At 71.3% G+C, this 25,781-nt stretch carries 18 protein-coding genes; 11 read left to right on the top strand and 7 right to left on the bottom strand.

Annotated elements, in window-relative coordinates; genetic code table 11:
* Window positions 1–5: 5 nt before the first annotated feature.
* The 3 genes from pheA to KRH_RS09615 all read right to left on the bottom strand — a co-directional run bounded on the left by pheA (window position 6) and on the right by KRH_RS09615 (window position 2,973).
* Entirely contained in the window at window positions 6–1,007 is a 1,002-nt protein-coding gene (pheA, locus tag KRH_RS09605) for a prephenate dehydratase (protein WP_012399009.1), read from the bottom strand.
* The gene (locus tag KRH_RS09610) at window positions 1,004–1,339 is read right to left on the bottom strand and encodes a rhodanese-like domain-containing protein (RefSeq protein WP_012399010.1); all 336 of its coding nucleotides are present in this window, start codon (window positions 1,337–1,339) and stop codon (window positions 1,004–1,006) included. Before KRH_RS09610 ends, pheA begins: the two co-directional genes overlap by 4 nt.
* Window positions 1,340–1,476: 137 nt before the next feature.
* Window positions 1,477–2,973, bottom strand: a complete 1,497-nt coding sequence (locus KRH_RS09615) for an amino acid permease (RefSeq protein WP_012399011.1) — start codon at window positions 2,971–2,973, stop codon at window positions 1,477–1,479.
* A 461-nt stretch (window positions 2,974–3,434) separates the two neighbouring features.
* Here KRH_RS09615 and KRH_RS09620 point away from each other — a divergent pair, with 461 nt between their 5' ends.
* The 3 genes from KRH_RS09620 (at window position 3,435) to KRH_RS09630 (ending at window position 8,556) form a co-directional block, all read left to right on the top strand.
* A complete protein-coding gene (locus tag KRH_RS09620; protein WP_012399012.1) occupies window positions 3,435–5,111 on the top strand; it encodes an amidohydrolase in 1,677 nt (558 codons plus the stop codon).
* Between the two features lie 78 nt (window positions 5,112–5,189).
* A complete protein-coding gene (locus KRH_RS09625; RefSeq protein WP_012399013.1) occupies window positions 5,190–6,836 on the top strand; it encodes a thiamine pyrophosphate-dependent enzyme in 1,647 nt (548 codons plus the stop codon).
* Window positions 6,837–6,927: 91 nt separating this feature from the next.
* Window positions 6,928–8,556, top strand: coding sequence for an amidohydrolase (locus KRH_RS09630; RefSeq protein ID WP_012399014.1), 1,629 nt, complete (start codon window positions 6,928–6,930; stop codon window positions 8,554–8,556).
* A gap of 198 nt (window positions 8,557–8,754) precedes the next feature.
* On the opposite strand, the gene KRH_RS09635 is transcribed toward KRH_RS09630, so the two are convergent.
* Window positions 8,755–10,134, bottom strand: coding sequence for an NAD-dependent succinate-semialdehyde dehydrogenase (locus KRH_RS09635; protein WP_012399015.1), 1,380 nt, complete (start codon window positions 10,132–10,134; stop codon window positions 8,755–8,757).
* Window positions 10,135–10,460: 326 nt separating this feature from the next.
* Between KRH_RS09635 and KRH_RS09640 the strand changes: the two genes are divergently transcribed.
* From KRH_RS09640 to KRH_RS09670, 7 genes are all read left to right on the top strand, one after another.
* The gene (locus tag KRH_RS09640) at window positions 10,461–11,936 is read left to right on the top strand and encodes an NAD-dependent succinate-semialdehyde dehydrogenase (RefSeq protein WP_012399016.1); all 1,476 of its coding nucleotides are present in this window, start codon (window positions 10,461–10,463) and stop codon (window positions 11,934–11,936) included.
* An 86-nt stretch (window positions 11,937–12,022) separates the two neighbouring features.
* Window positions 12,023–13,366, top strand: coding sequence for a 4-aminobutyrate--2-oxoglutarate transaminase (gabT, locus tag KRH_RS09645; RefSeq protein WP_012399017.1), 1,344 nt, complete (start codon window positions 12,023–12,025; stop codon window positions 13,364–13,366).
* Between the two features lie 295 nt (window positions 13,367–13,661).
* The gene (locus KRH_RS09650; protein WP_012399018.1) at window positions 13,662–15,137 is read left to right on the top strand and encodes an amino acid permease; all 1,476 of its coding nucleotides are present in this window, start codon (window positions 13,662–13,664) and stop codon (window positions 15,135–15,137) included.
* Window positions 15,138–15,172: 35 nt separating this feature from the next.
* On the top strand, window positions 15,173–16,729 hold the full coding sequence (locus KRH_RS09655) for an amidase (protein WP_012399019.1): 1,557 nt from the start codon (window positions 15,173–15,175) through the stop codon (window positions 16,727–16,729).
* Between the two features lie 136 nt (window positions 16,730–16,865).
* Entirely contained in the window at window positions 16,866–18,500 is a 1,635-nt protein-coding gene (pgm, locus tag KRH_RS09660; protein WP_012399020.1) for a phosphoglucomutase (alpha-D-glucose-1,6-bisphosphate-dependent), read from the top strand.
* A 63-nt stretch (window positions 18,501–18,563) separates the two neighbouring features.
* Window positions 18,564–18,707: a YrhK family protein gene (locus tag KRH_RS12850; protein ID WP_012399021.1), complete on the top strand. Its 144-nt coding sequence runs from the start codon at window positions 18,564–18,566 to the stop codon at window positions 18,705–18,707.
* Between the two features lie 292 nt (window positions 18,708–18,999).
* Window positions 19,000–20,082 (top strand): lipid II:glycine glycyltransferase FemX, encoded by a 1,083-nt coding sequence (locus tag KRH_RS09670; RefSeq protein WP_012399023.1) that lies wholly within the window; start codon window positions 19,000–19,002, stop codon window positions 20,080–20,082.
* Window positions 20,083–20,134: 52 nt separating this feature from the next.
* Here the strand turns inward: KRH_RS09670 and KRH_RS09675 are convergent, their stop codons facing one another.
* The 3 genes from KRH_RS09675 to KRH_RS09685 form a co-directional block, all read right to left on the bottom strand.
* Window positions 20,135–21,700, bottom strand: coding sequence for a sulfatase-like hydrolase/transferase (locus KRH_RS09675; protein ID WP_012399024.1), 1,566 nt, complete (start codon window positions 21,698–21,700; stop codon window positions 20,135–20,137).
* Between the two features lie 144 nt (window positions 21,701–21,844).
* The gene (locus tag KRH_RS09680) at window positions 21,845–22,627 is read right to left on the bottom strand and encodes a metal-dependent transcriptional regulator (protein WP_012399025.1); all 783 of its coding nucleotides are present in this window, start codon (window positions 22,625–22,627) and stop codon (window positions 21,845–21,847) included.
* A gap of 379 nt (window positions 22,628–23,006) precedes the next feature.
* Entirely contained in the window at window positions 23,007–23,861 is an 855-nt protein-coding gene (locus KRH_RS09685) for a 3-hydroxyacyl-CoA dehydrogenase (protein WP_012399026.1), read from the bottom strand.
* A gap of 254 nt (window positions 23,862–24,115) precedes the next feature.
* On the opposite strand from KRH_RS09685, the gene KRH_RS09690 reads away from it, so the two are divergent.
* On the top strand, window positions 24,116–25,531 hold the full coding sequence (locus KRH_RS09690) for a uracil-xanthine permease family protein (RefSeq protein WP_012399027.1): 1,416 nt from the start codon (window positions 24,116–24,118) through the stop codon (window positions 25,529–25,531).
* Window positions 25,532–25,781 lie beyond the last annotated feature (250 nt).

The following is a 25,781-nucleotide window of genomic DNA, read 5'->3' on the forward strand; positions in this document are numbered from 1 at the left end:
GGACGTCACTGTCCTTTCAGGTTGTCGACCCACGAACGGGCCTGGATGAATGCGGCGTCACTGTGGTGGGTGGCCACGGGGACCGCGCGCTCGTCGGCGCGGGGATAGGAGCCGAGGAACCGGGTGCGGGGGCAGATCCTGCGGACGCCCATGAGGGCCTCGGCCACGCGGGCGTCGTGGATGTGGCCGTCGATGTCCACGGAGAAGAAGTAGTCGCCCAGGTGGGTCTTGGTGGGGCGGGACTCGATGCGGGTCAGGTTCACGCCGCGGGTGGCGAACTGCTCGAGGATGTCGAGCAGCGCGCCGGGGCGGTCCTCCCACAGGGGCACCACCAGGGAGGTCTTGTCCGCTCCCGTGGGCGCGGGCATGGGGGCGTCCGGACGGGCGACGAGCACGAAGCGCGTGACCGCCTGCTTGTTGTCCCCGATGTCCTCGGCCAGCACCGTGAGCTCGGGGTGGCGCTGGACGACCACCGGGGAGCACACCGCGGCGTCGTAGCCCAGCCCCTCGGTGCTCACGCCGCCGTATCCGTCGAGCATGGCCACGGCGGAGGCCGCGGTGGAGGCGGCGGGCACGTAGGCCACGCCGGGCAGGTTCTCCTCGACCCAGCCGCGCACCTGCGCCCACGCGTGGCTGTGGGTGGACACGGTGGACACGTCCGCCAGGGAGGTGGCCTCCGGCGCCACGAGCACGAACTGGATGGGCACCAGGATCTCGCGCAGGATCCGCAGCTCCGCACCGAACGACACGGCGTCCAGGGTGGCGGTGACCCCGCCCTCGACCGAGTTCTCGATGGGCACCACCGCGGCGTCCATGCGGCCCTCGCGGACCGCGCCCAGCGCGGCGGGCACCGAGTTCACGGGAGTCCGCGAGGCGGCGTCGGCCCCGGGGACACGCAACAACGCAGCCTCGGTGAACGTGCCCTCCGGGCCCAGGAACGCGTACCGGAGGGGGCGTGGCCCCGGGTCCACCGGACCCGGGGCCACGCCGGAGTGCGCCGCATTCACAGAACGCGCGCCGTTTCGCCGGTCTCGGAGACGATCGGCTTGCCGGCGTCCGCCCACGCACCCATCCCGCCGAGCACGTTCACGGGGTCGTAGCCGTACTGCGCGAGGTAGGCGGTGGCGCGCAGCGAGCGCCCGCCGGAGCGGCAGATCACGTAGACGTCCTGGTCCAGGGGCACCTCCTCGGCGCGCTCGGCGAGCTGCGACAGCGGCAGGTGCTGCGCGCCCTCGATGTGCCCGGCATCCCACTCGTTCTGCTCGCGCACGTCGAGCACCGGGGCGCCCTCGGGGATCTCGTCCACGGTTGCGGACGGCAGGTTGTTCACGGTGTCCATGGTTTCCTCCGGTGTCGGCCTCGGGGTTTCATACGGTGCCCCACCCTAGCGGCAGCGCCCGCGTTCGGCCGACGCCCGGGGCGCGTGGCGCGCGGGCGCACCCGGGCGTCCGTGCCCGGCCCGGAGGACGACGCCGCTCAGCGCCCCTCGGTCTGCGCGGGCTCGGCGTCCTCGTGGTCGTCGGTTCCCGTGGTCTTCAGCTCGGGCAGGCCGTGCCTGGCCACGTGGCGCTTGGAGATCTCGTAGCCCACGTTGGTGGCCACCAGGATCAGCACGCCGGCCAGGAGGCTGAAGTACCAGTGGGGGTTGGAGAAGTCGAACATGATGTACAGGGACAGCACCACCAGGAACGTGAGGCACACGTAGTTGGTGACCGGTGCCCCGGGCATCTTGAAGTGCACGGGCTGCACCTGGCCCCGCGCCACCTGGCGCCGGTAGCCCAGGTGGGACACGAAGATCGAGATCCAGCCGAAGAGGATGAACACGGAGCACGCGCTGAGCACCACTTCGAACGCGTCCGCGGCGCCCAGGGCGTAGATCATCACGATGCCCACGAGGTCGAAGCCGAAGATGCAGACCAGCGCGCCGGAGGGCACGCCGCGGTGGGAGACCGTGGACATGATCGCGGGTGCCTGGCCGTGCGCGGCCAGGTTGCGCAGCAGCCGCACGCACGCGTACAGGGTGGCGTTGACGCCGGACACGGCCGCCGTGAGCACCACGAAGTTCATGATCCCCGCGAGCGCCGGGATGTTCAGGGAGGACAGCGCGGTCACGAACGGCGACTCCTCCCCCGAGTACTCGTCCGTGGGCAGCAGCATGGACAGCACCAGGATGGAGCCGATGTAGAAGATGGCAATGCGCAGCACCACGGAGTTGATGGCCTTGGGCATGGACTCCTCGGGGTCCTTGGCCTCACCGGCGGAGACGCCCACGATCTCGATCGCGGAGAAGGAGAACACCACGCCGGTCATCACGACCACCAGCACCATCACGCCGTGGGTCGCGAAGCCCTGGTTCCACAGGTTGGACACGCTGGCCGCGGTGGGGGCGTTGAAGATGTCCCCGGCGACCACCAGGATGATCCCGGCGCCCAGGAACAGCAGGATGGCCACCACCTTGACGGCCGCGGCCCACGTCTCGATGAACCCGTAGAGCTTCACGCTCAGCAGGTTGCAGCCCACGATCACCATGGCCGCCACGAGCGAGGGGATCCACCCCGGGATCTCGGGCCACCAGAACTGCACGTAGACCGCGAGCGCCGCGATCTCCCCCACGCCGGCCACGGCGGAGAGCGCCACGTAGATCCACCCGGTCATGAACGCGAAGCGGTCGCTCACGAACTCCCGCGCGTAGGACACCCAGGCGCCCGTGGTGGGCCGGTGGATCACGAGCTCGCCCAGGGCCCGCATGAGCAGGTAGACCACGGCGGAGACCACCAGGTAGGACAGGATCAGCGCGGGCCCGGCCACGGCGAGGCGCCCGCCGATGCCGAGGAACAGGCCCACGCCGATCGCACCGCCGATGCCGATCATCTGGATCTGGAAGTTGCCCAGGGACTTCTTGTACCCCTGGTCACCCCTCTCCTGGTAGACGGGCATGGGGCCGGTGGCCGGCGCCTGGGGATCGAACGGCATGGCGTTCTCCTGGGGTTCGAGGGCGAGTGCGTCCGCGACGGCGGGAGCGCGGGCGACTCCCGGTGACGGCGGCGGCGACGCACGGCGTTGCCCATGAGGTTAGCGTCACACCGCCCGCCCGGGGCGACAGCGCGCCGTCGTGACGGGCTCCCGCTACGACAGGCCCCACCGCGAGAGGGCCGTGGCGGGCGCCCGCCCCGTCGCCGTTCCGACACCCGCGAGTCCGTCCGGGCGCGCGGCGGGGCATGGGAGGACGACGCCGCCCGCCTCACGCGCGCGCGGACGGCGACCGTGCGGCGTCGTCGCCGTGCCGCAGGAGCGCCCCGGTGGGCCGGGCGTGACACGGGACACGGTGCCGGGGGACGATGGCGGGAGCCGCCGCGGGTCCCGGACCGGCCCGCGCGGATCGCCGGAGCACGGCACCCGCGGTCCGGGACCGCGACCACGAGGACGGCGCCACCATGGCACTCGACGTCATCTACACCAACGGCAGCATCCATACGCAGGATCCTCGGCACCCCGTGGTGGGCGCCCTGGGGGTGCACGGGGGGCGCGTGGTGAGCGTGGACGACGAACTTCCCTCGGACGTCTTCTCGCGGGTGGTGGACCTGCACGGGGCCACCGTGGTCCCGGGCTTCCACGACGCCCACTGCCACCTGAGCGCCCTCGGCGAGTCCCTGCTGCAGGTGGACCTGCGGCCGGTCACGGTGGCCACGATGGACGAGCTGCTCGACGCCGTGGGGGCCGCCGCGCAGGAGGCCGAACCCGGTAAGTGGGTCATGGGACAGGGCTACGACCAGAACCACCTGGGCGGGGCCCACCCCACGGCCGAGGCGCTGGACGCGGTGTCCCCCGAGAACCCCGTGTGGCTGTGGCACAACTCGCGGCACATGGCCGTGGTCAACACCGCGGCCTTCGAGGCCGCCGGCTACCCCGGGCGCACCGGGTTCACGGTCCCCGAGGGCGGCAGCGTGCCGCTGGACGACGACGGCGCCGCCCTGGGCCTGCTCGAGGAGACCGCCCGGTCCATCGTCTCGGCCGCGATGCCCGCCAAGACCACCGAGCAGGTGGCGGAGCAGATTGCGGCCGCGAGCGACGTCGCCGTGGCCGCCGGGATCACGTCCGTGACCGAACCGGGGCTGGGCGCCCCGGAGCACCTGGGCCAGTGCGTCACGGACCTGGCCGCCTACCAGCTGGCCCGGGACCGGGGGCGGCTCGCGGTGCGGGCCACCGTGATGCCGTACCTCACCACGCTGCACCCGGTGGACCCCACCGGGGCCACCGTGGCGCGTGCGCTGCCCGAGGACGGCCAGCCGTTCGGGCTGGACCTCGGGCTGCGCACCGGGCTGGGCGACGAGCGGCTGCGCATCGGCGCGGTCAAGGTGCTCTCGGACGGCTCGCTGATCGGGCGCTCCGCGTACATGACCGAGGACTACGCCGCGGACGCCGAGGCCGGGACCCACAACACCGGCTACCTGCAGTTCCCGCAGGACTGGCTCCGACGCCGCCTGGTGGCCGCGCACGAGAACGGCTGGCAGCTGGCCGTCCACGCGATCGGCGACGGCGCGGTGGACGTGGCCCTGGATGCCATCGAGGACGCCCAGCGTCGGGCCCCCCGCGAGGACTGCCGCCACCGCATCGAGCACTTCGGGGTGGCCAGCGACGAGCAGGTGGCCCGCGCCGCACGGCTCGGCGTGGTGCCCGTGCCGCAGGGGCGGTTCGTGAACGAGCTCGGGGACGGCATCGCCCGTGCCATGGGCGAGCACCGCACCCGGCTGTGCTACCGCATGAAGTCGCTGCTCGACGCCGGCATGGAGGTCCCCGCCTCCACGGACGCCCCCGTGGTGGACTACCCGCCGATCGCCAACATCCATGACATGGTCAACCGGCGCACCTCCTCCGGCGCGCAGTTCGTCCCGCAGGAGTGCGTCACCGTGGCCGAGGCGGTGCGCGCCTACACCGTGGGCAGTGCCCACGCCTCCCACCAGGAGCACGAGAAGGGGCGGCTGGTGCCCGGGATGCTCGCGGACTTCGTGGTGCTCTCCGAGGACATCCACACCGTGGATCCCGCCCGCATCAAGGACGTGCGGGTCACCGCCACGGTGATCGGCGGCGAGGTGGTGCACGGCTCCGTGTGACGCCCCGGCGGTAGGATCGCCGGACAAGCCCCAGAACGGTGATCCGGGCCACACTCGACCCGGAGTCAGGAGATCCCCATGCCCCAGCAGTCCGCCGGCCACCTGATCGTCGAGTCCCTCAAGGCCCACGGCGTGGACCGCGTGTTCACCGTGCCGGGTGAGAGCTACCTGGACGTGCTGGACGGGCTCTACGAGTCCGGCGTGCAGAACGTGGTGTGCCGCCAGGAGGGCGGTGTCACCTACATGGCCGAAGCCTACGGCAAGCTGACCGGACGCCCGGGCGTGGCCATGGTGACCCGCGGGCCGGGTGCCTCCAACGCGTTCGTGGGCATCCACCTCGCGTGGCAGGACTCCACTGCCCTGGTGCTGTTCGTGGGGCTGATCCCCGTGGGGCACCGGGACAAGGAGGCCTTCCAGGAGCTGGACCCCCACCAGTGGTTCGGGTCCCAGGCCAAGCGCGTGATGATCCTCGACGAGGCGGACCGCGCCTCGGAGTACGTGGCCAAGGCGTTCTTCGCCGCCCGATCCGGGCGCCCCGGGCCCGTGGTGGTGGGCCTGCCCGAGGACGTCATCACCCAGCTCACGGACGCCCCGGTGGTCCCGCCGCTGCCCGTGACGGAGGGTGCGGTCAGCGGCACCGACCTCGCGGACCTCGCCTCCGCCCTCGAGCACGCCGAGCGCCCCGCCATCCTGCTGGGCGGGCCCCGGTGGACGCCCGAGGCCTCCCGACAGGTCACCGCCTTCGCCGAGCGCCACGGGATCCCCGTGATCTCGGACTGGCGCGCGGGGGACCGCATTCCCGACGACTCCCCGGTGGACGTGGGTGAGCTCGGCTACGGCCGCACGGAGGCCACCCGGCGGGTGCTCGTGGACGCGGACGTGCTGCTGGTGGTGGGCACGAGCCTCTCGGACATCCCCACGGACGGCTTCACGCTGCGGCAGGACCCCTCCGCCGTGAACTGGATAGTCAACATCGACCCCTCCCTGCGCCAGCACTCGGGGGCGGTGACCCGGCAGATCCTCGCCTCCCCCGTGGCCTTCGGCGAGGCCGTGGAGTTCCTGGAGCTGGCCGAGCACCCGGACTGGTCCGCGTGGCTGGCCCCCGCCGCGCAGGCCCGGCAGGAGCACCTGCGGATCCCGGAGACCGCGGGCAACAACGCCCCGGGCACCGCGGACATGGAGCTCGTGATGCAAGAGCTCATCAAGCACCTGCCGGAGGACGCCGCCATGACCACCGGCTCGGGCAACCACACGGCGTGGGGCGCGCGCTACGTGACCAAGCACCAGTACCCGTGCCACTTCTCGGTGCGCAACGGCACCATGGGGTACTCCGTGCCCGCCGCGGTGGCCGTGTCCCTGCAGGAGCCGGAGCGCTTCGTGTTCTCGGTGTCGGGAGACGGCGAGCTGCTCATGAACATGCAGGAGCTGGCCACGGCCGTGCAGTACGGCGCGCACCCGCTGATCCTGGTGGTGGACAACAGCCAGTTCGGCACCATCCGCGCCCACCAGGAGAACCACTACCCGGGGCGGATCTCCGGCACGCAGCTGCAGAACCCGGACTTCGCCACCATCGCGCGGGGCTACGGCGCCCACGGTGCCCGCCTGGAGCGCAACGAGGACATCGAGCGCGTCGTCACCGAGGCCGTGCGCGCCGTGACCGAGCAGCGCGTCCCCGCCCTGGTCCACGTGATCGTGGACCGGGCCAAACTGAGCCCGGGAATGTAGGGGCACCCCGGCGCGGCGGCGTCGTAGGGTGGTCCGTGACGACCCGCGGAAGTCGGGCCGTCGCCGCGTTCAGCGCACCACGAGGAGTTCCATGCACCGCCTGTTCCACAATGCCACGGTCCACGCCATGAACCCCGCCACGGGCTGGACGCCCCGGGGCCAGTGGCACTCCCACGACATGCCCCACCCCGATGCGATTCTCACGTCCGAGGACCGCATCGTGGCGGTGGGCGAGTACCGGCAGCTGCGGGACCTCGCGCCGCTGGGCACAGAGCGCACCGACCTCGGCGGAGCATATGTCCTTCCCGGCATGGGCGACGGGCACATCCACTCCGCCATGTACTCGCGCTCGCTCATCGAGCCGGACCTGAGGAACTGCACGTCCCTGGACGAGGCCATGGCCGTGCTGCGCCCGCACGTGGCCCAGGCCATGGCCGATGACTCCGTGACCTGGGTCTTCGGCGGGCAGTGGAACATCAATGCGTGGACGAGCCCCGAGCGCCCGGACCGCCACGTGCTGGACACGGTGGCGCCGGGCATCCCCGTGGCCCTGAGCTCCCTGGACCTGCACACCCTGTGGCTGAACTCCAAGGCCCTGCAGGTCCTCGGTCTGGACCGCACCGTGAGGGACCCGGACGGCGGGGAGTTCGAGCGGGACGAGCACGGTGAGCTCACCGGGGTGCTCAGGGAGGCCGCTGCGATCCCCATCCGGGACGGGCTGATGCAGTCGGACATCTCCGGCAGCATCGACAGCTACCTTCCTCTGGGCCAGCGCGAGCTGCTCAAGCGCGGCATCACCTCCATCCACGACATCGACGGCGTGGACTGCCTGCACGCCTACCGCAAGCTCCACGACCGCGGCGAGCTGGACATCCGGGTGCACAAGATCCTGCGGCAGGAGCAGATCGAGGACTTCATCCGGCGCGGGATCCGCACCCACTCCGGGGACGAGTGGATCTCCATGGGCCCGCTCAAGCTCTTCGCGGACGGTGCCCTGGGCTCGCACACGTGCCACATGTCCGAGGCGTGGCCCGGCACCCAGGACCACGGAATGGCGGTGATGGAGCCCGAGGAGCTGGAGCACTGGATCCACCGGGCGGCTTCAGCGGGGATCGCCGCCGCCGTGCACGCCATCGGGGACCAGGCGGCCACCGAGGCCCTTGACGCCATTGCGGCGAACCAGGCCATCTCCCGGGCCTTCGGACTGCGCCACCGGATCGAGCACGCCCAGTACGTCAAGCGCAGCGACGTCCCTCGCTTCCGGCAGCTGGAGGTGACGGCCTCCCTGCAGCCCATGCACTGCACCACGGACATCCCCCTCAACGGGTTCCTGGAGGACCGGGACCTCGTGGCCTACGGGTGGAACAGCCTCCGCCGGGCGGGGGCCGAGCTGGTCTTCGGCTCCGACGCCCCCGTGGAGGATCCCAACCCGTTCCACGGCATCCACGCGGCCATCACGCGCACCCGGGACGGTTCCCCCCAGGGCGGGTGGCAGCCGCACGAGATCATCACCCGCCCAGAAGCCGTCTCCTACTACACCCACGCCGTGGCCCGCGCCTCGTACGAGGAGAACCAGAAGGGCTGCCTGGCCCCCGGGATGCTCGCGGACTTCGTGTGCGTGGACCGGGACATCTTCACCGTGGACGCGGAGGCCGTGCGGGACACCGTGGTGGAGGCCACGGTGGTGGGCTCCCAGATCCGCTACCAGCGCGAGGACTGACGTCCGCCCGCGGCGGGTGCCGTGCGGCGTCGTCGAGCCGGAGAACGACGCCGCCCACGGCGGACCGCGGAACTGCCGACTCGGGGCCCGGGAGCCCTGGTCCTCCGCCGGTTCCATCGGCCTCTCCGGCCCCGGGGACGACGCCGCCCCCGCACCGTGAGCGGCGCGGGGGCGGCGGTCTCGAAGAGCCTGTGCCGACTACTTCTTCTTGGGGGTGTGGATCAGTTTCTTGTTGGCGAACTCCTCGATGCCGAACGGCCCGAGCTCGCGGCCCACGCCCGAGCGCTTGACGCCGCCGAAGGGCAGGTCCGGGGCGGTGCCCGTGGTCTCGTTGACGTACACCATCCCGGAGTCCACGCGCTGGGCGACCTCCACGGCGGCGGCCTCGTCCGAGCCGAACACGGAGCCGCCCAGGCCGAACGGCGAGGAGTTGGCGAGCTCCACGGCCTCGTCCGCATCCTTGACCTTGTAGACCACGGCCACGGGGCCGAAGATCTCCTCGGCGTACGCGCGCATCTCGGGGGTGACGTCCGCGAGCACGGTGGCTTCCATCCATGCTCCGGGCTTGTCGAGCTTCTTGCCGCCGGCGAGCACGGTGGCACCCTTGTCCACGGCGTCCTGGACCTGCTCCATGATCTCGTCGCGAGCCTCCACGGCGCACAGCGGGCCCAGGAAGGTCTTCTGGTCCATGGGATCCCCGGGGGTCACGCCCTGCACGGCCTGGGTGAAGTTCTCCACGAAGGTGTCGTAGGCGTCCTCCAGCACGATGAAGCGCTTGGCGTTGGTGCACGCCTGGCCGTTGTTGCTCATGCGCCCGAGGACACCCTGCTTGACGGTGCGCTCCAGGTTCTCGGCGTCCAGCACGATGAAGGGGTCCGAGCCGCCCAGTTCCAGCACAACCTTCTTGAGGTTCTTGCCGGCGGTGGCCGCGACGGACGCGCCCGCCCGCTCCGAACCGGTCAGGGAAACGCCCTGCACCGCCGGATCCGGGATGATGATCTCCGCGACCTGGTCGTTGGACGCGAACACGTTGATGTAGACGTCCTCGGGGAAGCCCGCCTCGTGGAAGAGCTGCTCCTGCACGAGCGCGGCCTGCGGGACATTGCCCGCGTGCTTGAGGATGACGGTGTTGCCGAGCATCACGTTGGGGGCGGCGAAGCGCGCCACCTGGTAGTAGGGGAAGTTCCAGGGCATGATCCCCAGCAGCACACCCGTGGAGTCGAGCACCACGCGGGCCTCGCCGCCCGTGGAGGGCGTCAAGGTGCGGCCCTTCATGAACTCCTCGGCGTTGTCCGCGTAGTAGTCGTAGATGTCCGCCACGAGCTGCACCTCGGACACGGACTGCGCCAGCGGCTTGCCCATCTCCTCGGTGATCAGGGCGGCGAGCTTGTCCTGGCGCTCGCGGTACAGACCGGCCATGGCGTGCATGAGCCGCGCGCGCTCCGCCACCGGAACGGTGCGCCAGGAGGTGTACTCCTTGGCGGAACGGGCCACGGCGTCGCGGATCTGCTGGTCCGTGGCGGTCTCGAAGGTCTTGACGGTCTCCCCGGTTGCGGGGTTGGTGGTTGCGTAAGCCATGACCCGAGCCTACGGCGCATCACACGGCCGCGGCAGGGGTTTCACCCAGGGCGAGAAGCCCACGAGGCCGCGGTGCGCCGGTCGCGGACGGCCCCGTGCGGCGTCGTACCGGGACGCGGGTGAGCGGCGCGCGGGAGCGCCGACGACGGCCGCGGTGAGCATGATGGGCGTCACGAACCAGAACAATCGGGGTGAACGCGTCCACCCCCTGGACAATGGACGGTTCGGGCCCGGCGCCCCTTGCGCCCGGGCATACGATGAACGCAGACAGCCCCGTCCCACGAACCCGAGATCGCCGCGCACCGGCGCGCGCCGAAAGGAAAAAGATGAGCATCCACGACAAGGTCTCCGCCGTCCTCGAGGCGACCCCCAAGGGTCTTCTGATCAACGGTGAGTGGCGTGACGCCTCGGACGGCGGCACGTTCGACGTCGAGAACCCCGCGACCGGCGAGATCCTGGCCACGCTCGCCTCGGCCACCGAGGAGGACTCGCATGCGGCCATGGACGCCGCCGCGAACGCCCAGGAGTCCTGGGCCCGCACGAGCACCCGCGAGCGCTCCGAGATCCTGCGCCGCGCCTTCGACCTGGTCCAGGAGCACAAGGAGGACCTCGCGCTGCTGATGACCCTGGAGATGGGCAAGCCGCTGAAGGAGGCCCGGGGCGAGGTGGTCTACGGCGGGGAGTTCCTGCGCTGGTTCTCCGAGGAGGCCGTGCGCCACTACGGCCGCTACGCGTCCACGCCCGAGGGCAACCTCAAGATGTTCGTGTCCCACAAGCCCGTGGGCCCGTGCCTGCTGATCACCCCGTGGAACTTCCCGCTGGCCATGGCCACCCGCAAGGTGGCACCCGCCGTGGCCGCGGGCTGCACCATGATCCTCAAGCCCGCGCGCCTGACCCCGTTGACCTCCCAGCTCTTCGCCAAGCTCATGATCGAGGCGGGGATCCCCGCGGGCGTGCTGAACGTGGTGTCCTCCAAGTCCGCGTCCAACGTCTCGGATCCGATCATGGCGGACCCGCGCCTGCGCAAGGTGTCCTTCACGGGCTCCACCCCGGTGGGCAAGCAGCTCATGAAGACCGCCACGGACCACGTGCTGCGCACCTCCATGGAGCTGGGTGGCAACGGCCCGTTCATCGTGTTCGAGGACGCGGACCTGGACAAGGCCGTGGAGGGCGCCATGGCCGCCAAGATGCGCAACATGGGCGAGGCGTGCACCGCCGCCAACCGCTTCCTGGTGCACGAGTCCGTGGCCGAGGAGTTCTCGCAGAAGTTCGCGGCCAAGCTCAAGGCGCTCAAGCCCGGCAACGGCCTGGATGAGGACTCCACCGTGGGCCCCATGGTGGAGAAGAAGGCCCTGGACTCGGTCAACGAGTTCGTCCAGGACGCACTCGAGAAGGGCGCGAGCGCCGTCGTGGGCGGCAAGCCCGTGGACGGGCCCGGCTACTTCTTCGAGCCCACCCTGCTCACCGGCGTGAGCGAGGAGTGCCGCGTGTTCCAGGAGGAGATCTTCGGTCCCGTGGCGCCCATGACCACCTTCACGGACGAGGACGACGCCGTGCGCCTGGCCAACATGACCGAGTACGGCCTGGCCTCCTACGTGTTCACCGAGGACATCTCCCGCGCGCTGCGCATCGGCGAGCGCATCGAGTACGGCCTGCTGGGGCTGAACGTGGGCGTGATCTCCAACGCGGCGGCACCGTTCGGCGGTGTGAAGGAGTCCGGCGTGGGCCGCGAGGGCGGCGCCGAGGGCATCGCCGAGTACACCACCGTGCAGTACATGGGCATGCCCTCCCCCTGGGCCTGATCCCCGCACCGGATTCCGCGGGCCCGATCCGCCCGCACCGCATCCCGCGGCGCAGCGCCGCGCACAGCACGAAAGGACCATCAGAGATGGCAGAGATCGAGTACCGGCTTCCGCAGAAACGCGAGCTGGTGACCAGCATTCCCGGCCCGAAGTCCCAGTCACTGGCCGAGCGCCGCGCGCAGACCGTCGCGGCCGGCGTCGCCTCCTCCCTGCCCGTCTTCGCGGACGAGCTGGACGGCGGCGTGATCAAGGACGTGGACGGCAACCAGATGGTGGACCTGGGCTCCGGCATCGCCGTGACGTCCGTGGGCGCCTCCAACCCCAAGGTGGTGGCGCGCGTCCAGGACGCGGTGGCCAAGTTCACCCACACGTGCTTCATGGTCACCCCGTACGAGGACTACGTGGCCGTGGGCGAAAAGATGGCGCAGCTGACCCCCGGGTCCTTCGACAAGCGCACCGCGCTGTTCACCTCGGGCTCCGAGGCCGTGGAGAACGCCGTGAAGATCGCGCGCGTGCGCACCAAGCGCCAGGCCGTCGTGGTGTTCGACCACGCTTACCACGGGCGCACCAACCTCACCATGGCCATGACCGCCAAGGTGATGCCGTACAAGCAGGGCTTCGGGCCGTTCGCCAACGAGGTCTACCGAGTGCCCATGTCCTACCCGTTCCGCGACCCCGAGGGCATGACGGGCACCGAGGCCGCGAAGCGCGCACTGACCATGGTCGAGAAGCAGGTGGGCGCGGAGAACGTGGCCGCCGTGGTCATTGAGCCCATCCAGGGCGAGGGCGGGTTCATCGTGCCGGCCGAGGGCTTCCTGCCTGCGCTGTCCTCGTGGTGCCGCGAGAACGGCGCCGTGTTCGTCGCGGACGAGGTCCAGGCGGGCATCGCGCGCACCGGCGCATGGTTCGCGTCCGAGCACGAGGGCGTGGAGCCGGACCTCGTGACCTTCGCCAAGGGCATTGCCGGCGGCATGCCGCTGTCCGGCGTGGTGGGCCGCGCGGAGATCATGGACGCCGTGCACCCCGGCGGCCTGGGCGGCACCTACGGCGGCAACCCGGTCGCGTGCGCGGCGGCCCTCGGCGCCCTGGAGGCCATCGAGGAGTGGGATCTCGTGGCGCGTGCGCAGGAGATCGAGAAGGTCATCCGCGAGGAGCTCGGTTCCGTGGCGGAGTCCTCCCCCGTGGTGGGCGACCTCCGCGGCCGCGGCGCGATGATCGCTCTCGAGTTCGTGAAGCCCGGCACCACGGAGCCCAACCCGGACGCCGCCAAGCAGATCGCCGCGCGCTGCCTCGAGCAGGGCGTCGCGATCCTCACGTGCGGCACGTACGGCAACATTGTGCGCCTGCTCCCGCCGCTGGTCATCGACATGGACCTGCTGCGCGACGCCCTCGGCGTGTTCGCCGCGGCCATCCAGGAGGTCGGCGCCTGATCCTGGGGATCTGACGTCTCATGCACCCTGACGGGCGGCCACCGGTTCTCCGGTGGCCGCCCGTTTGTATCCCGCTCTCCTGCCCGGCACGACGACGCCGCGTGGCCCGGACCTGCCGCGGCACCGGGCCCGGGCCGGCACCGTTCCACCGCGGCTGGCCCGGACCTGCGGCAACGGTGCAGATCCACCCGTGCGCCGCACGGCGTACGACGACGCCGCCCGCGCCCCTCGTGTGGTAGAACTCACCTATCCGCAGCCACCGCCACCACCTCTCCTGCGGTCGAAAGGACCAGCCATGAGCACCGGCAAAGCACCACAGGGACCGGCACCGACCGGCAGCTCCGCCGCCCCTGCGGCCGAGGGTGACTCCCCCGAGATCACCCACAAGGCGCTGCGCTCGCGCCACGTCACCATGATCACGCTGGGCGGGATCATCGGCGCCAGCCTGTTCGTGGGCTCGGGCAATGTGATCCGTCTGGTGGGTCCGGCCGCGGTGCTCTCCTACCTGCTGGGCGGGCTGCTCGTGTTCCTGGCCATGCGGATGCTCGGGGAGATGGCGGCGTCGCGCCCCGCCGTGGGCTCGTTCATGGAGTACGCGCGCGTGGGCCTGGGCGACTGGGCCGGGTACTTCGTCGGCTGGCTCTACTGGTACTTCTGGGTGGGTGTGATCGCGTTCGAGGCCGTGGTGGGTGGCTCGCTGCTCGCGGGGTGGTTCCCGGCGATGCCCGTGTGGCTGGGCTCGGTGGTCCTGCTGCTGGTCTTCACCGCCACCAACCTGATCTCCGTGCGTTCCTTCGGTGAGGTGGAGTTCTGGCTCGCGAGCATCAAGGTGGCCGTGATCGTGGTCTTCCTGGCGGTGGGCACCCTCTTCGCGTTCGGGCTGTGGCCGGGCGCCGACTTCTCGATCCCCAACCTCTGGCAGCACGGCGGCTTCGCACCCCAGGGCGGCTGGGCCGTGATCTCCGGCGTGGCCGTGGTGATCTTCTCCTACTTCGGCACCGAGATCGCCGTGATGGCCGCCGCGGAGTCCGAGGACCCTGCCAAGGGCATCCGCCAGGCCACCGTGACCGTGGTGTGGCGCATCCTGATCTTCTTCGTGGGATCCGTCCTGCTGATCGTCACCATCGTCCCCTGGAACCAGCTTCCGGACCCGGACGTGCAGGCGCCGTTCGCGCACGTCTTCGAGCGCTTCGGCGTGCCTGGCGCGGAGATGATCATGAGCATCGTGATTTTCACCGCGGTGTGCTCCGTGCTGAACTCCGGCCTGTATTCCGCCGCTCGCATGTTCTCCGCCCTGGCGGGTGAGGGGCTGGCTCCGCGCATCGTGGCCCGCAAGTCCAGGAACGGCGTCCCCGCGGTGGCGGTCCTCGCCTCCACCCTGGGCGGTTATGCGGCGGTGTTCGTGAACTTCCTGGCTCCGGAGTCCGGGATCTTCGACTTCATCATGAACTCGGCGGGCCTGGTGGCCCTGTTCGTGTACGTGTTCGTGGCCATCACCCAGATGAAGCTGCGGTCGCAGATGAGCCCCGAGGAGCGGGCGAACCTCAAGCTCAAGATCTGGCTGCACCCGTGGCTCGGCATCCTGGTGATCGTGGCCGTCGCGGGAATCGTGGTGGTCATGCTGGTCTCGGACGCGGCGAGCCGCACCCAGGTGTGGACGAGCCTCGTGGCGGTGGCGGTGCTCGTCGTGTTCTGGCCGCTCGTGCGCCGCAACCTGCGACGCCGCCGGGCCGCCGAGACCGCGGCCCCCGCCACCACGCCCACCGCCTGATTCCCCACCGTTCACCGACCGCGCGAGAGGATCCCGTGGCGCACTTCCCCACCCTGACCGAGACCGTCGCGGCACTGCGCGGCGGCGAGACCACGAGCGAGTCCCTGACCTCGGATGCCCTGGACCGCATCGACGCGCTGAACGAGCACCTGGGGGCGTTCGTCCACGTGGCACGGGATGCCGCGCTGGAGAGCGCCCGCGCCGCGGACCAGCGGCTGCGTTGCGGGGGTCTGCTCGAAGACTCTCCGGCACCGGCATCCGAACGATCCGGCGGAACCACCCGGGAGCACGCGAAAGCGGCCGCCCTGCGCGGTGTCCCCCTGTCCCTGAAGGACGGGCACGACGTCGCCGGCATGCCCACCTCGTGGGGCTCACTGACCACCCGCGGGGCGGACGGAAGCATCCCGCGGGCGCAACGCTCGGACGAGCTCGCCGCCACCCTGCAGGACAGCGGCGCCGTGCTGCTCGGCAAGACCCAGGTGCCCGAGTTCCTGCTCAACTGCTACTCCGAGAACCGCCTGTACCCTCCGGCGCGCAACCCCTTTGACCTGCACTGCTCGGCCGGAGGTTCCTCCGGAGGCCAGGCCGCCGCCGTAGCCGCGGGCATCCTCCCCGCGGCCATCGGCTCGGACGGCGGCGGTTCCGTACGGATTCCGGCCGCGGCGTGCGGGCTCATCGGGCTCAAACCGAGCCGGGGTCGGGTCCCCAGCAGCGACGCGCTGTCCAACGTCGGCCAGCTGGGGGTCAACGGACCCATCACCCGTACCGCCGCGGACGCCGCCCTGCTCATGGACGTGCTGTGCGGCACCCCGGGCCACGAGCGCATCGACCGGCCCGTGGTGGCCGTGCCGGAACCCTCGTTCTCGCGGGTCGTGGATCGCGCCCTGCAGGGCGACGCGCCGTGGGGTCATCGCCCCCTGCGCATCGGGGTGAGCACGGCCTCGCCCTTCGACGCCACGTACGAGATCACGGTGTCCCCCGAGGCGCGCGCCGCGCTGGACGAGGGGATCCGCAGGCTCGAGTCCCTGGGCCACACGGTGGAGGACGCCGATCTCCACTACGATCCCGCGTACCCCGAGGCCTTCTCCCGGCTGTGGACCACCGCCATGGGCCAGCTGCCGCTCGACGGCGCCGAGCACCTGCTCACCGGCCTCGCCCGCTCGTTCCGCGAGCGCGCACTCTCCCGCAGTGCGGTGGAGCTCGCAGACGCGTTCGCCGTGCTGCGCGGCATCGAGGCGGACCTGATCCGCCAGTATTCCCGTTTCGACATGATTCTCACCCCGGCTCTCGCCATGCCCCCGCGGCCCGTGGGCTGGTACCACAAGGGCTTCGACATCGCGGATCCGGCGGGCGCGGACCAGGACTACCTGCGGCAGTGCCAGTACACGCCGTGGACCTCGGTGGTGAACGTAATCGGGCTGCCCGCCATCACGGTGCCCACCACGTGGCGCACCCCCGGGTCCGGGGACTACCCCGGGCCGGTTCCCATGGGCGTGCAGCTGGTGGGGCGCGCGTCCTCGGAGGCGCAGCTGCTCGCGCTGGCCGCCCAGCTGGACCCGCCCACGACGCCGCACGCACACCTCGTCGCCTGAGTGCCCCTCCGCGCACGGCGCCGCCCGCGCGCAGGAGGGGGCCGTGCGGCGTCGTCGTCCGCCGTGGCGGGGGCGGGGCCCGAAACCGAGCGGCGCACGGCCTGACGGGGCGCGCTTTCGGGACTAGGTTGGTGGCATGACCAACCGTGCGGGCACCGTTGCCCAACCCAGTGACCTCGTGGACATCGACCAGCTCCTGGCGGCCTACACCGAGCGGGTGCCGGACGCCGGGAACCCGGACCAGCGCGTGGTGTTCGGGACCTCCGGGCACCGTGGTTCCTCACTGAAGACCTCGTTCAACGAGCACCACATCGCGGCGATCACCCAGGCGATCGTGGAGTACCGCGCCGGGCAGGGCATCACCGGACCGCTGTTCATGGGCAGGGACACCCACGCGCTGTCCGGGCCCGCGCAGGACACCGCCCTGCAGGTGCTCGCGGCCAACGGCGTGCGCACGCTGCTGGACTCCCGGGACGGCTTCACGCCCACCCCGGCGCTGTCCCACGCGATCCTCACGTACAACGCGTCCGAGCCCGAGGACCGTGCGGACGGGATCGTGATCACCCCGTCCCACAACCCGCCCACGGACGGTGGCTTCAAGTACAACCCCCCGCACGGTGGCCCCGCGGACACGGACGCCACCGAGTGGATCGCGAACCGCGCGAACGAGCTCATCGAGGCGGGCCTGGACGGCGTGCGGCGCGTACCCCTGGAGGACGCGAAGGACGCGGAGACCACGGGCACGTTCGACTTCCTGGACAGCTACGTCTCCGCGCTGCCCGAGATCATCGACCTGGACGCCATCAAGACCGCCGGGGTGCGCATCGGTGCGGACCCCATGGGCTCGGCGTCCGTGGCGTACTGGCAGGAGATCGGCGAGCGCTTCGGGCTGAACCTGGAGGTGGTGAACCCCACCGTGGATCCGCAGTGGGCGTTCATGACCCTGGACTGGGACGAGAAGATCCGCATGGACTGCTCCTCCCCCTCGGCCATGGCATCTCTGATCGGGGCCCGGGAGAAGTACGACATCGCCACGGGCAACGACGCGGACAGCGACCGCCACGGCATCGTGACCCCGGACGCCGGGCTCATGAACCCCAACCACTACCTCGCGGTGGCCATCGACTACCTCTACCGCACGCGTGACGGCTGGCGTGGCGACGCGGGCGTGGGCAAGACCCTGGTGTCCTCCTCGATCATCGACCGCGTGGCACAGTCCCTGGGCCGCCGCCTGGACGAGGTGCCCGTGGGCTTCAAGTGGTTCGTGCCGGGCCTGCTGGACGGCTCCATCGGCTTCGGCGGCGAGGAGTCCGCGGGGGCGTCCTTCCTGCGCCGGGACGGCTCCGTGTGGACCACGGACAAGGACGGCATCATCCTGGCGCTGCTCGCCGCGGAGATGACCGCCACCACCGGCAGGACCCCCTCCCAGCGCTACCGCGAGCTCACGGAGCAGTTCGGGGATCCCGTCTACCAGCGCATCGATGCCCCGGCCAACCGCGAGCAAAAGGCCGCTCTCAAGAAGCTCTCCGCCGAGCAGGTCACCGCGGACACCCTGGCCGGTGAGCCCATCACCGCCAAGCTCACGGAGGCCCCCGGCAACGGTGCCCCCGTGGGCGGGCTCAAGGTCACCACCGAGAACGCGTGGTTCGCGGCCCGCCCCTCCGGCACGGAGGACGTCTACAAGATCTACGCCGAGTCCTTCAAGGGTGAGGAGCACCTCAAGCAGGTGCAGCAGGAGGCCAAGGCCCTGGTGGACTCGGTCATCGGCTGAGGTTGGGCAGCGCATGACGCCGCGTCCGCCGCCGCGCACCACCCGGGCACCCACCCCATCGACGTGCCCGCGGGACGTCACCACGAGATCGTGATCCGCGGCCGCTACGAGACGCTGTCGATCGCCAACGACATCCTGATCGGGATCATCTTCCTGGTGGGCTCGTTCCTGTTCTTCAACGACTCCACGATGTACGTGGCCACGTAGCTGGTCGTGGTGGGCAGCGCGCTGGTGCTCATCCGCCCGAGCATCCGCATCACCCGCAGGGTGCACCTGCAGCGCATCGCCCCGGGCCGCTCTCCGGAGGACTCGCGGGACTTCTGAGCGGCGCCGGGTGCCTGCGGCCTGGGCGTCCGGCACCCGGCACACCACCGCGTGACTGTGCCGGGTGCCGGGGTGTTGACTGCGGCTGAGGTTGGCGCTTCAATGAGCACCGACCCTCGCGGCACCGTGGACGATCCCTCGCCCCGGGGGCACCACTCAAGGATGAGACCCCCGCATGAGGCACACCCCCGCCCCAGACCCCTCGACCGTTCTCGGACCCGCTGGCGTGCTGCAGTCCGAACCGTGGCACCGCTTCCAGGCAGCCCTGGGCCGCGCCACCCACCTCTTCTCGGGGCCCGGCTGGCACGCCCTGGTGGTCGAGGAGACGTCACGCGCGGGGAGGCTCTGGTACGCGCCGTACGGCCCCGTGCTCAGCCACCCGGAGGCCCTGCCGGACGCCCTCACCGAGCTGCGGAGCGCGGCCCGGGCCGCGCGGATCGGCTGGCTGCGCGTGGAACCGCAGGCGGCGGCGTCGTCGGGCGAGGGCTTCACGGATGCCGTGCGGCGGCAGAACGCGACCGCCCCGGTGCTCGCCGCCGCACTGACCGCTCACGGTGCGCGCCCCGCACCCCGTGACATCCAGCCGGCCTACACACGGTGGGTGGATCTCACGCGGGAGCCGGGCGGGATCCTTGGGGCCATGACCGGCACCAACCGGAACCTGTGGCGCCGCCACCGGGACAAGGGCATCACCCTGGAGTCGAGCACCCACCCGAGCGGCGCGGACGCCGTGATCGAGCTGCTGCACCGCACGGCGGGGCGCCGGGGTTTCACCGCGCACGGTTCCGACTACCTCCGCACGGCCGCCCGCGTGCTGCGCGAGACCGGGAGCTGCACCGCCTACATGAGCTCCGTGGACGGCGCCGTGGTCAGCGCGCTGCTCACCTACGACTCGCCCACCACACGGGTGTTCGCCCACTCGGGGATGGACGCCGCGCTGCGCAAGCTGCGGCCCAACCAGCCGCTGATCGTCCAGGCGCTGCTCGACGCCGCGGCCCAGGGTCAGCGCGTGGCGGACCTCTTCGGCGTGGCCTCCGCCAACGACCCCGGCCATCCCTGGACCGGGTTCAGCGCGTTCAAACGGTCGTTCGGCGGGGCGGACGTCGCCCTCGGCGGCACGTGGGACCTGCCGGTCAGTGCACCGCGGTACGCGGCCTACCGCGTGGCCCGCCGCGCGCGGGACGAGGTCTCAACCGTGCGGGGTCGCGCACGCGGCGCCGCGGACACGGCGCGGGCCAGACTGCTCCCCGAGCGCTGACCACCGGCCGGGGCGGCCGGAACCACCGCCGGGGCTCCAGCGGTCGGTACCCTCAGCGCACCGGGTCCTGCGGATTCCACGCGCGCGCGTAGAACTCGGCCGAGCGGGACTCGAGCAGCTGGGCGTACTCCTCCGGGTCCATGGCCTGGGCCGCGCCCTGGGGAGGCTCCTGCCGCCGGACGGACGTGCCGAGGCCCGCGGCGCCGTCGTGCACCGACAGCCCCGCCGCCTCCAGGAGGGTCGGGTACATGGACAGCTGGTCCGCGCCCGCCCGCAGGGGCTGGTCCGAGGACTCCCCCGGGATCCACACGCGGTTGAAGATGGTGCGGTTGGGGTGGTGGTCCAGCTGCTCGTGGAACGCGTCCCCGGCGCTCATGTGCTTGAGGTGGTCCCCCATGACCACCACGGAGGTGTCCTCCAGGTAGCCCCGGGCCTTCATGTGCTCGATGAAACCCGCCACCTGCGTCATGGAGCACGCGAACACGGAGGTCACCTGGTTCTGGGTGTCCACGCCGCAGGAGTCGTAGACGTGCACCGGTTCGTGGGTGTCCAGGGTGAGCATGGACAGGTTGAACGGCTGGCCCGTGAGCTCTGCCTCGGCGTGCAGGCGGTCCACCTCGTCCTTCGCGTGGGCCATGAGCCTCTCGTCGCTGAGCCCCCAGTCACCGCGGAAGTTCTTCTCCGGCTCGCCGGCGGCCCGCCAGTCCGCGAGCCCCTTGTCCTCCGTGTAGCCGTGCGAGCGCAGGAAGGCGTCCTTGCCGGCGAACGAGGAGTTGGCCCCGCCCAGGAACGTGCTGGTGTAACCGTGGTTCTGCAGCACGTCCCCCAGGCACGTGACACCGCCCAGGTACTGTTCCATCCCAGCGCCGATGTCGCTCGAGCTGATGCCCTCCCCCGAGCTCTTGAGGGGAATGCCGCACTGGGTCGAGGCGAGTCCGGCCATGGTCCAGCCGCCGCCCTCGTACTGCTGCAGGTCGGTGACGCTGCGCCAGCCGTCCTCCGCCCGGGTGACGTCCTCCAGGGGCGCGAACGCGTTCTTCTCGAACAGCTGGTCGTCAGCGAGGGTCTGCTCCCCGGACTCGAGGTAAACCACCACCAGGTTGCGCTTGCCCGCCTCCCCGGTGACGGTGGGCTGGACGTAGCGCGAGCCGATGTCGTGCGGGGACTTGGCGGCCTTGACGTAGCGGGGCAGGTCCACCGCGGACGCGAAGCTCGCGGTGCCTCCCACCACGACCGCTGCCACCGCGATCGCGGAGGCGGAGCGGACCACGCGGCGCGGGGCCCGCGCCGGGCGCCCGGCCGGACGGCGACGCCGCCACCCCCACCGGCCCAGCGCGACCGCCAGGGTCAGCAGCACGGGGAGCACGCCGATCAGCAGCACCGAGACCCACACGATCGACCCGCCACCGCCATCCGTCTGCACGGAGACCAGGTTCATGCGCATCTGTCCCACGGAGATCTGGCCCCAGTAGTGCCGGATCACCCCGGCGGCCGCCAGCAGGGTGAGGCCCAGCCAGATCAGGCCGTAGCAGAGCCCTCGGCCCGTCCATCGGCCCAGCCGTCTGCTCGCGCGCAGAAAACCCTCGGACATGTTGTGGACCTCGCGCTTCTCGATCACCGGTGCCAGCCCGCACCGCCGCGGCCAGGGCGTGGTGTGCCGCCGCACTCGCATTCGTGTTCATTCAAGGGTAGGACATGTTGCAGTCACCCGCTGTTCACCTGGCGGGGGTGCAGGGGCACGGGACGCGGCGGGCGGGCCCGCTCAGCTCGCGTGGGCGGCGGGCTGCACCCAGACGGCCTCCGCCACGAGGATGCCGAGTTCCACGGCGTCACCAGTGGTGGCGTCCCCGCCCGGGGTGCCGGGAGCAGTCTGCGACTGCTGAGCAGCGGGCGAGCCGTCCCCCGGAACGACACCGCCCGGCGTCGTGCCCCCGCCGGCCACGCGCACACGCACCGTGGCACTGCGGGCCGGGCCCGGAAGCACCCGCAGCACCGCGCCCGGCCGGATCCCCGCCTCCGCGAGTACCCGCAGGACCTCGGGACTCTCGTCCGAGACGCGCGCGACCCGCACGGGCTCCGGACGGGTGACGTCCGCGAGCGGCACCGCCGGGGCAGGGACGACCACCCCGTCCCGCGAGGGGATCGCGTCCCCGTGCGGATCGGCCCGGGGGTGGCCGAGCTTCGCGTCCACACGGTCGATGAAGCGGTCGGTCACGGCGTGCTCGAGCACCTCGGCCTCGTCGTGGATCTCGTCCCACGAGTAGCCCAGCTCGGTGGCCAGGAACATCTCCAGGATCCGGTGGCGGCGCACCATGTGCACGGCCACCTCACGACCCTCGGGCGTCAGCTCCACGACCCCGTAGGAGGGCCGGGTCACCAAGCCCTGCGCGGTGAGCTTCTTCAACGCCTCGGACACGGTGGAGGCCGCCAGCCCCATGCGTGCGGCCAGCGAGGTGGTGGTCACCCGCTCCGGCTCCCACTCGCCCAGCCGCCAGATGGTCTTCAGGTAGTCCTGGGTGGACGGGCTCAGCTCTGCGGGGTGCACGGGTTCAGGCTAGCGGCCCGCCCTCGGCGTCCCCAAGGGTGCGCCCCGCGGCGTTCGCACCGGGGGCGGCGGACGGGGGCGACGCCGCTCGGGCCGTTCCCGGGACCGCGCCCGGGCTCACGTCCGAAGTCGCTTCGGGTGCCGCGACACCCGGCGACGCCGCGCCGTCGACTGGGTGCGAGGGGTCACCGTGTGGCGTCGTCAGGCTGTGCGACGGTGACGCGCCTGCGCGCCGGGCCGCTGCGGCGGAATGACTCCCGCAGGAGGCGTGCAATAACGGAGCAAACGCAGAAAATGGCGCTCAGATCTGCATGTGCTCCGTTATTGCCCATCGTAGGCCGCGGCCGTGCCGGGCTCCACACCGGGCTCGGCCGGGGGTTCACTCGTACGTGTAGAACCCTTGCCCCGAGCTGCGGCCCATGTGGCCCTTGTCGATGAACTCCCGCTTCACGCGTTCCGCGACCCGCTGGGACTCCTCGGTCCCCGCGTTGAGGTTGATTTGGTAGTAGGTCTCCATGCCCACGTGGTCCAGGATCTGGAAGGGGCCCAGCGGCGAGCCGGTGGCCGTGCGCCACGTCTTGTCGATGTCCTCCGCCTGCGCGATGTCGTTGACCCACAGGTGCGATGCCGCCGTGAGGAACGGGACCAGCAGGGTGTTGAGGATGTAGCCGGCCTGCTCCTTCTGGATGTGGATCGGCACCATCCCGATCTCCTCCGCGAACTGCAGGACGGCCTGCACTGCCGCGGGGTCCGTGCCGGCGTGGCCCATGACCTCGCCGGTGTTGTTGCGCCACACCTCGTTGGCGAAGTGCAGCGCCAGGAACCGCTCCGGGTGGCCTGTGGACTCGGCAATGTCGCTGGGCAGCAGCGTGGACGAGTTGGTGCACAGGACGGTCTTCTCCGGCGCGGCCGCACCGATCTGGGACCACACCTTCTTCTTGAGCTCGAGGTTCTCGGGCACCGCCTCGATCACGATGTCCGCGTCCTGCAGGGCCGCCTCGAGATCCGTGGTGCCGCTCAACCGGGCCTTGGCCGCCTCCAGTTGCTCGGGGGTGGCCGCCATGTCCCGCGTGTACAGCAGGGACAGCTTCTCCCACTTGCCGGGCAGCGCCCCGACGATCTCCTCGCTGATGTCGTACACGGTCACGGTCTTGCCGAAGTACGCCGCCTGGAAAGCGATCTGCGATCCGAGCACCCCGGATCCGATCACGGTCACGTTGGTCAGTTCAGCCATGATGTCCTCCCCACTTCTGTGTGAGTCACGCTCGCGCGAGTCGGCCTCCCGCGGGCCCGGCGGCCACGGGCGTGGCCCCCGTCACTCACCCTACTCGCCCGTAGGTTTCTCGCCAGGGGCCGACGACGCCGCACGGCCGCCTCCCCCGGCGCCCTCGCCACCGCGCGTGGGCCCCGCACCGCCAGTCGGGCCCCCACTCCCGCACTAGAATCCTCGGGGCGGCACCCACGGCCCGCCCAGGACAAGGAGCACCCATGAGTTCGCCGGTTTCCCCCGACCACACCCCGCCCACGCGCCACGAGCAACAGGCACCGCGCGAGCAGGACCGGCGCGGCGGCGTCGTCGGTCGCCTGGGCCTGAACTGGCGGCTGCACGGGGACGGCAGGCACCTGGCCCCGGGGGACGTGGTGACCCCGCGGGAGCGGCTGGCGTGGCCGCGGACCATCTCGATCGGCGCGCAGCACGTGGTGGCGATGTTCGGCGCCACGTTCCTGGTGCCGCTGCTCACCGGCTTCCCGCCGGCCACCACGCTGTTCTTCTCGGGCATCGGCACGGTGCTGTTCCTGGTCGTCACCGCGGGTCGGGTGCCCAGCTACCTGGGGTCCTCGTTCGCGTTCATCGCCCCGATCACCGCGTCCGTGAACCAGTACGGCCCGGGTGGCGCGCTCGGCGGCGTGATCATGGCCGGTGCGGCGCTGTTCCTGATCGGTGTGATCGTGCAGGTCGCGGGCACGGGGTGGCTGCAGAAGCTCATGCCCCCGGCAGTCACGGGCACCATCGTGGCGCTGATCGGCTTCAACCTGGCACCGTCCGCCAAGGAGAACTTCACGGCCGCACCCGTCACCGCGCTGGTCACACTGGGGTCCATCGTGCTGATCTCCGTGCTGTTCCGTGGCCTGCTGGGGCGGCTGTCCATCCTGCTGGGCGTGGCCATCGGCTACCTCACGGCGGTGCTGCGCGGCGAGGTGGAGTTCGACGCCATCCAGGCCGCGTGGGAGCAGCAGGGATTGTTCGGGCTGCCGCAGTTCCAGACGCCCGAGTTCCACCTCAGCATGGCCGGGCTGTTCATCCCCGTGATCCTGGTGCTCGTGGCGGAGAACATCGGCCACGTGAAGTCCGTGGCGCTGATGACCGGCGACGACCTGGATCCCTACACCGGCCGCGCCATCATGTCCGACGGCCTGGCCACCATGATCGCGGGCGCCGGCGGCGGCTCCGGCACCACCACGTACGCGGAGAACATCGGGGTCATGGCCGCCACGCGCGTGTACTCCACCGCGGCCTACTGGGTGGCCGCGCTCGTCGCGATCCTGCTCAGCGTGACCCCCGTGTTCGGCGCGGCCGTCGCGACCGTCCCCCAGGGCGTGCTGGGCGGCGCGGCCACCGTGCTCTACGGCATGATCGGCATGCTGGGCGTGCGGATCTGGGTGCAGAACCGCGTGGACTTCTCCAGCCCGGTCAACCTCACCACCGCGGCGATCGCCATGATCGTGGGCATCGGCGACTACACCTGGTCCGTGGCCGGGCTCGACTTCGCGGGCATCGCCCTGGGCACCGCAGCTGCCCTGGTGGTCTACCACCTCATGGCGGCCATCGCGCGCGCCCGCGGCTCCGTGGGCTCGGACCCGCTCACCCCGGACACCTCGCAGAGCCCCTCGCCCCTGGGCTGAGCTCCCAGCACCCGCGCGAACGACGACGCCTCACAGCCGGCCCCGCGCGCACCCTCACCATGCGGGCGCGGGCTCGGTCCCGACCCGGCGCCCGGGCAGCCCGGCGCCGACACCACCCGGTCGAGCCCGCAGGTCCGGACACGGGCGTGCGCCGGAAGCCACGGGGAACCCGCAGCAGCGGCACGCAGCACGGCACCCCGCACACGTCCTCGTGTGCGGGGTGTCGGCGTCTCAGGGGGTCTGCGCGGTT

The sequence above is a fragment of the Kocuria rhizophila DC2201 genome (assembly GCF_000010285.1).
GTDB classification, from domain to species: domain Bacteria; phylum Actinomycetota; class Actinomycetes; order Actinomycetales; family Micrococcaceae; genus Kocuria; species Kocuria rhizophila_A.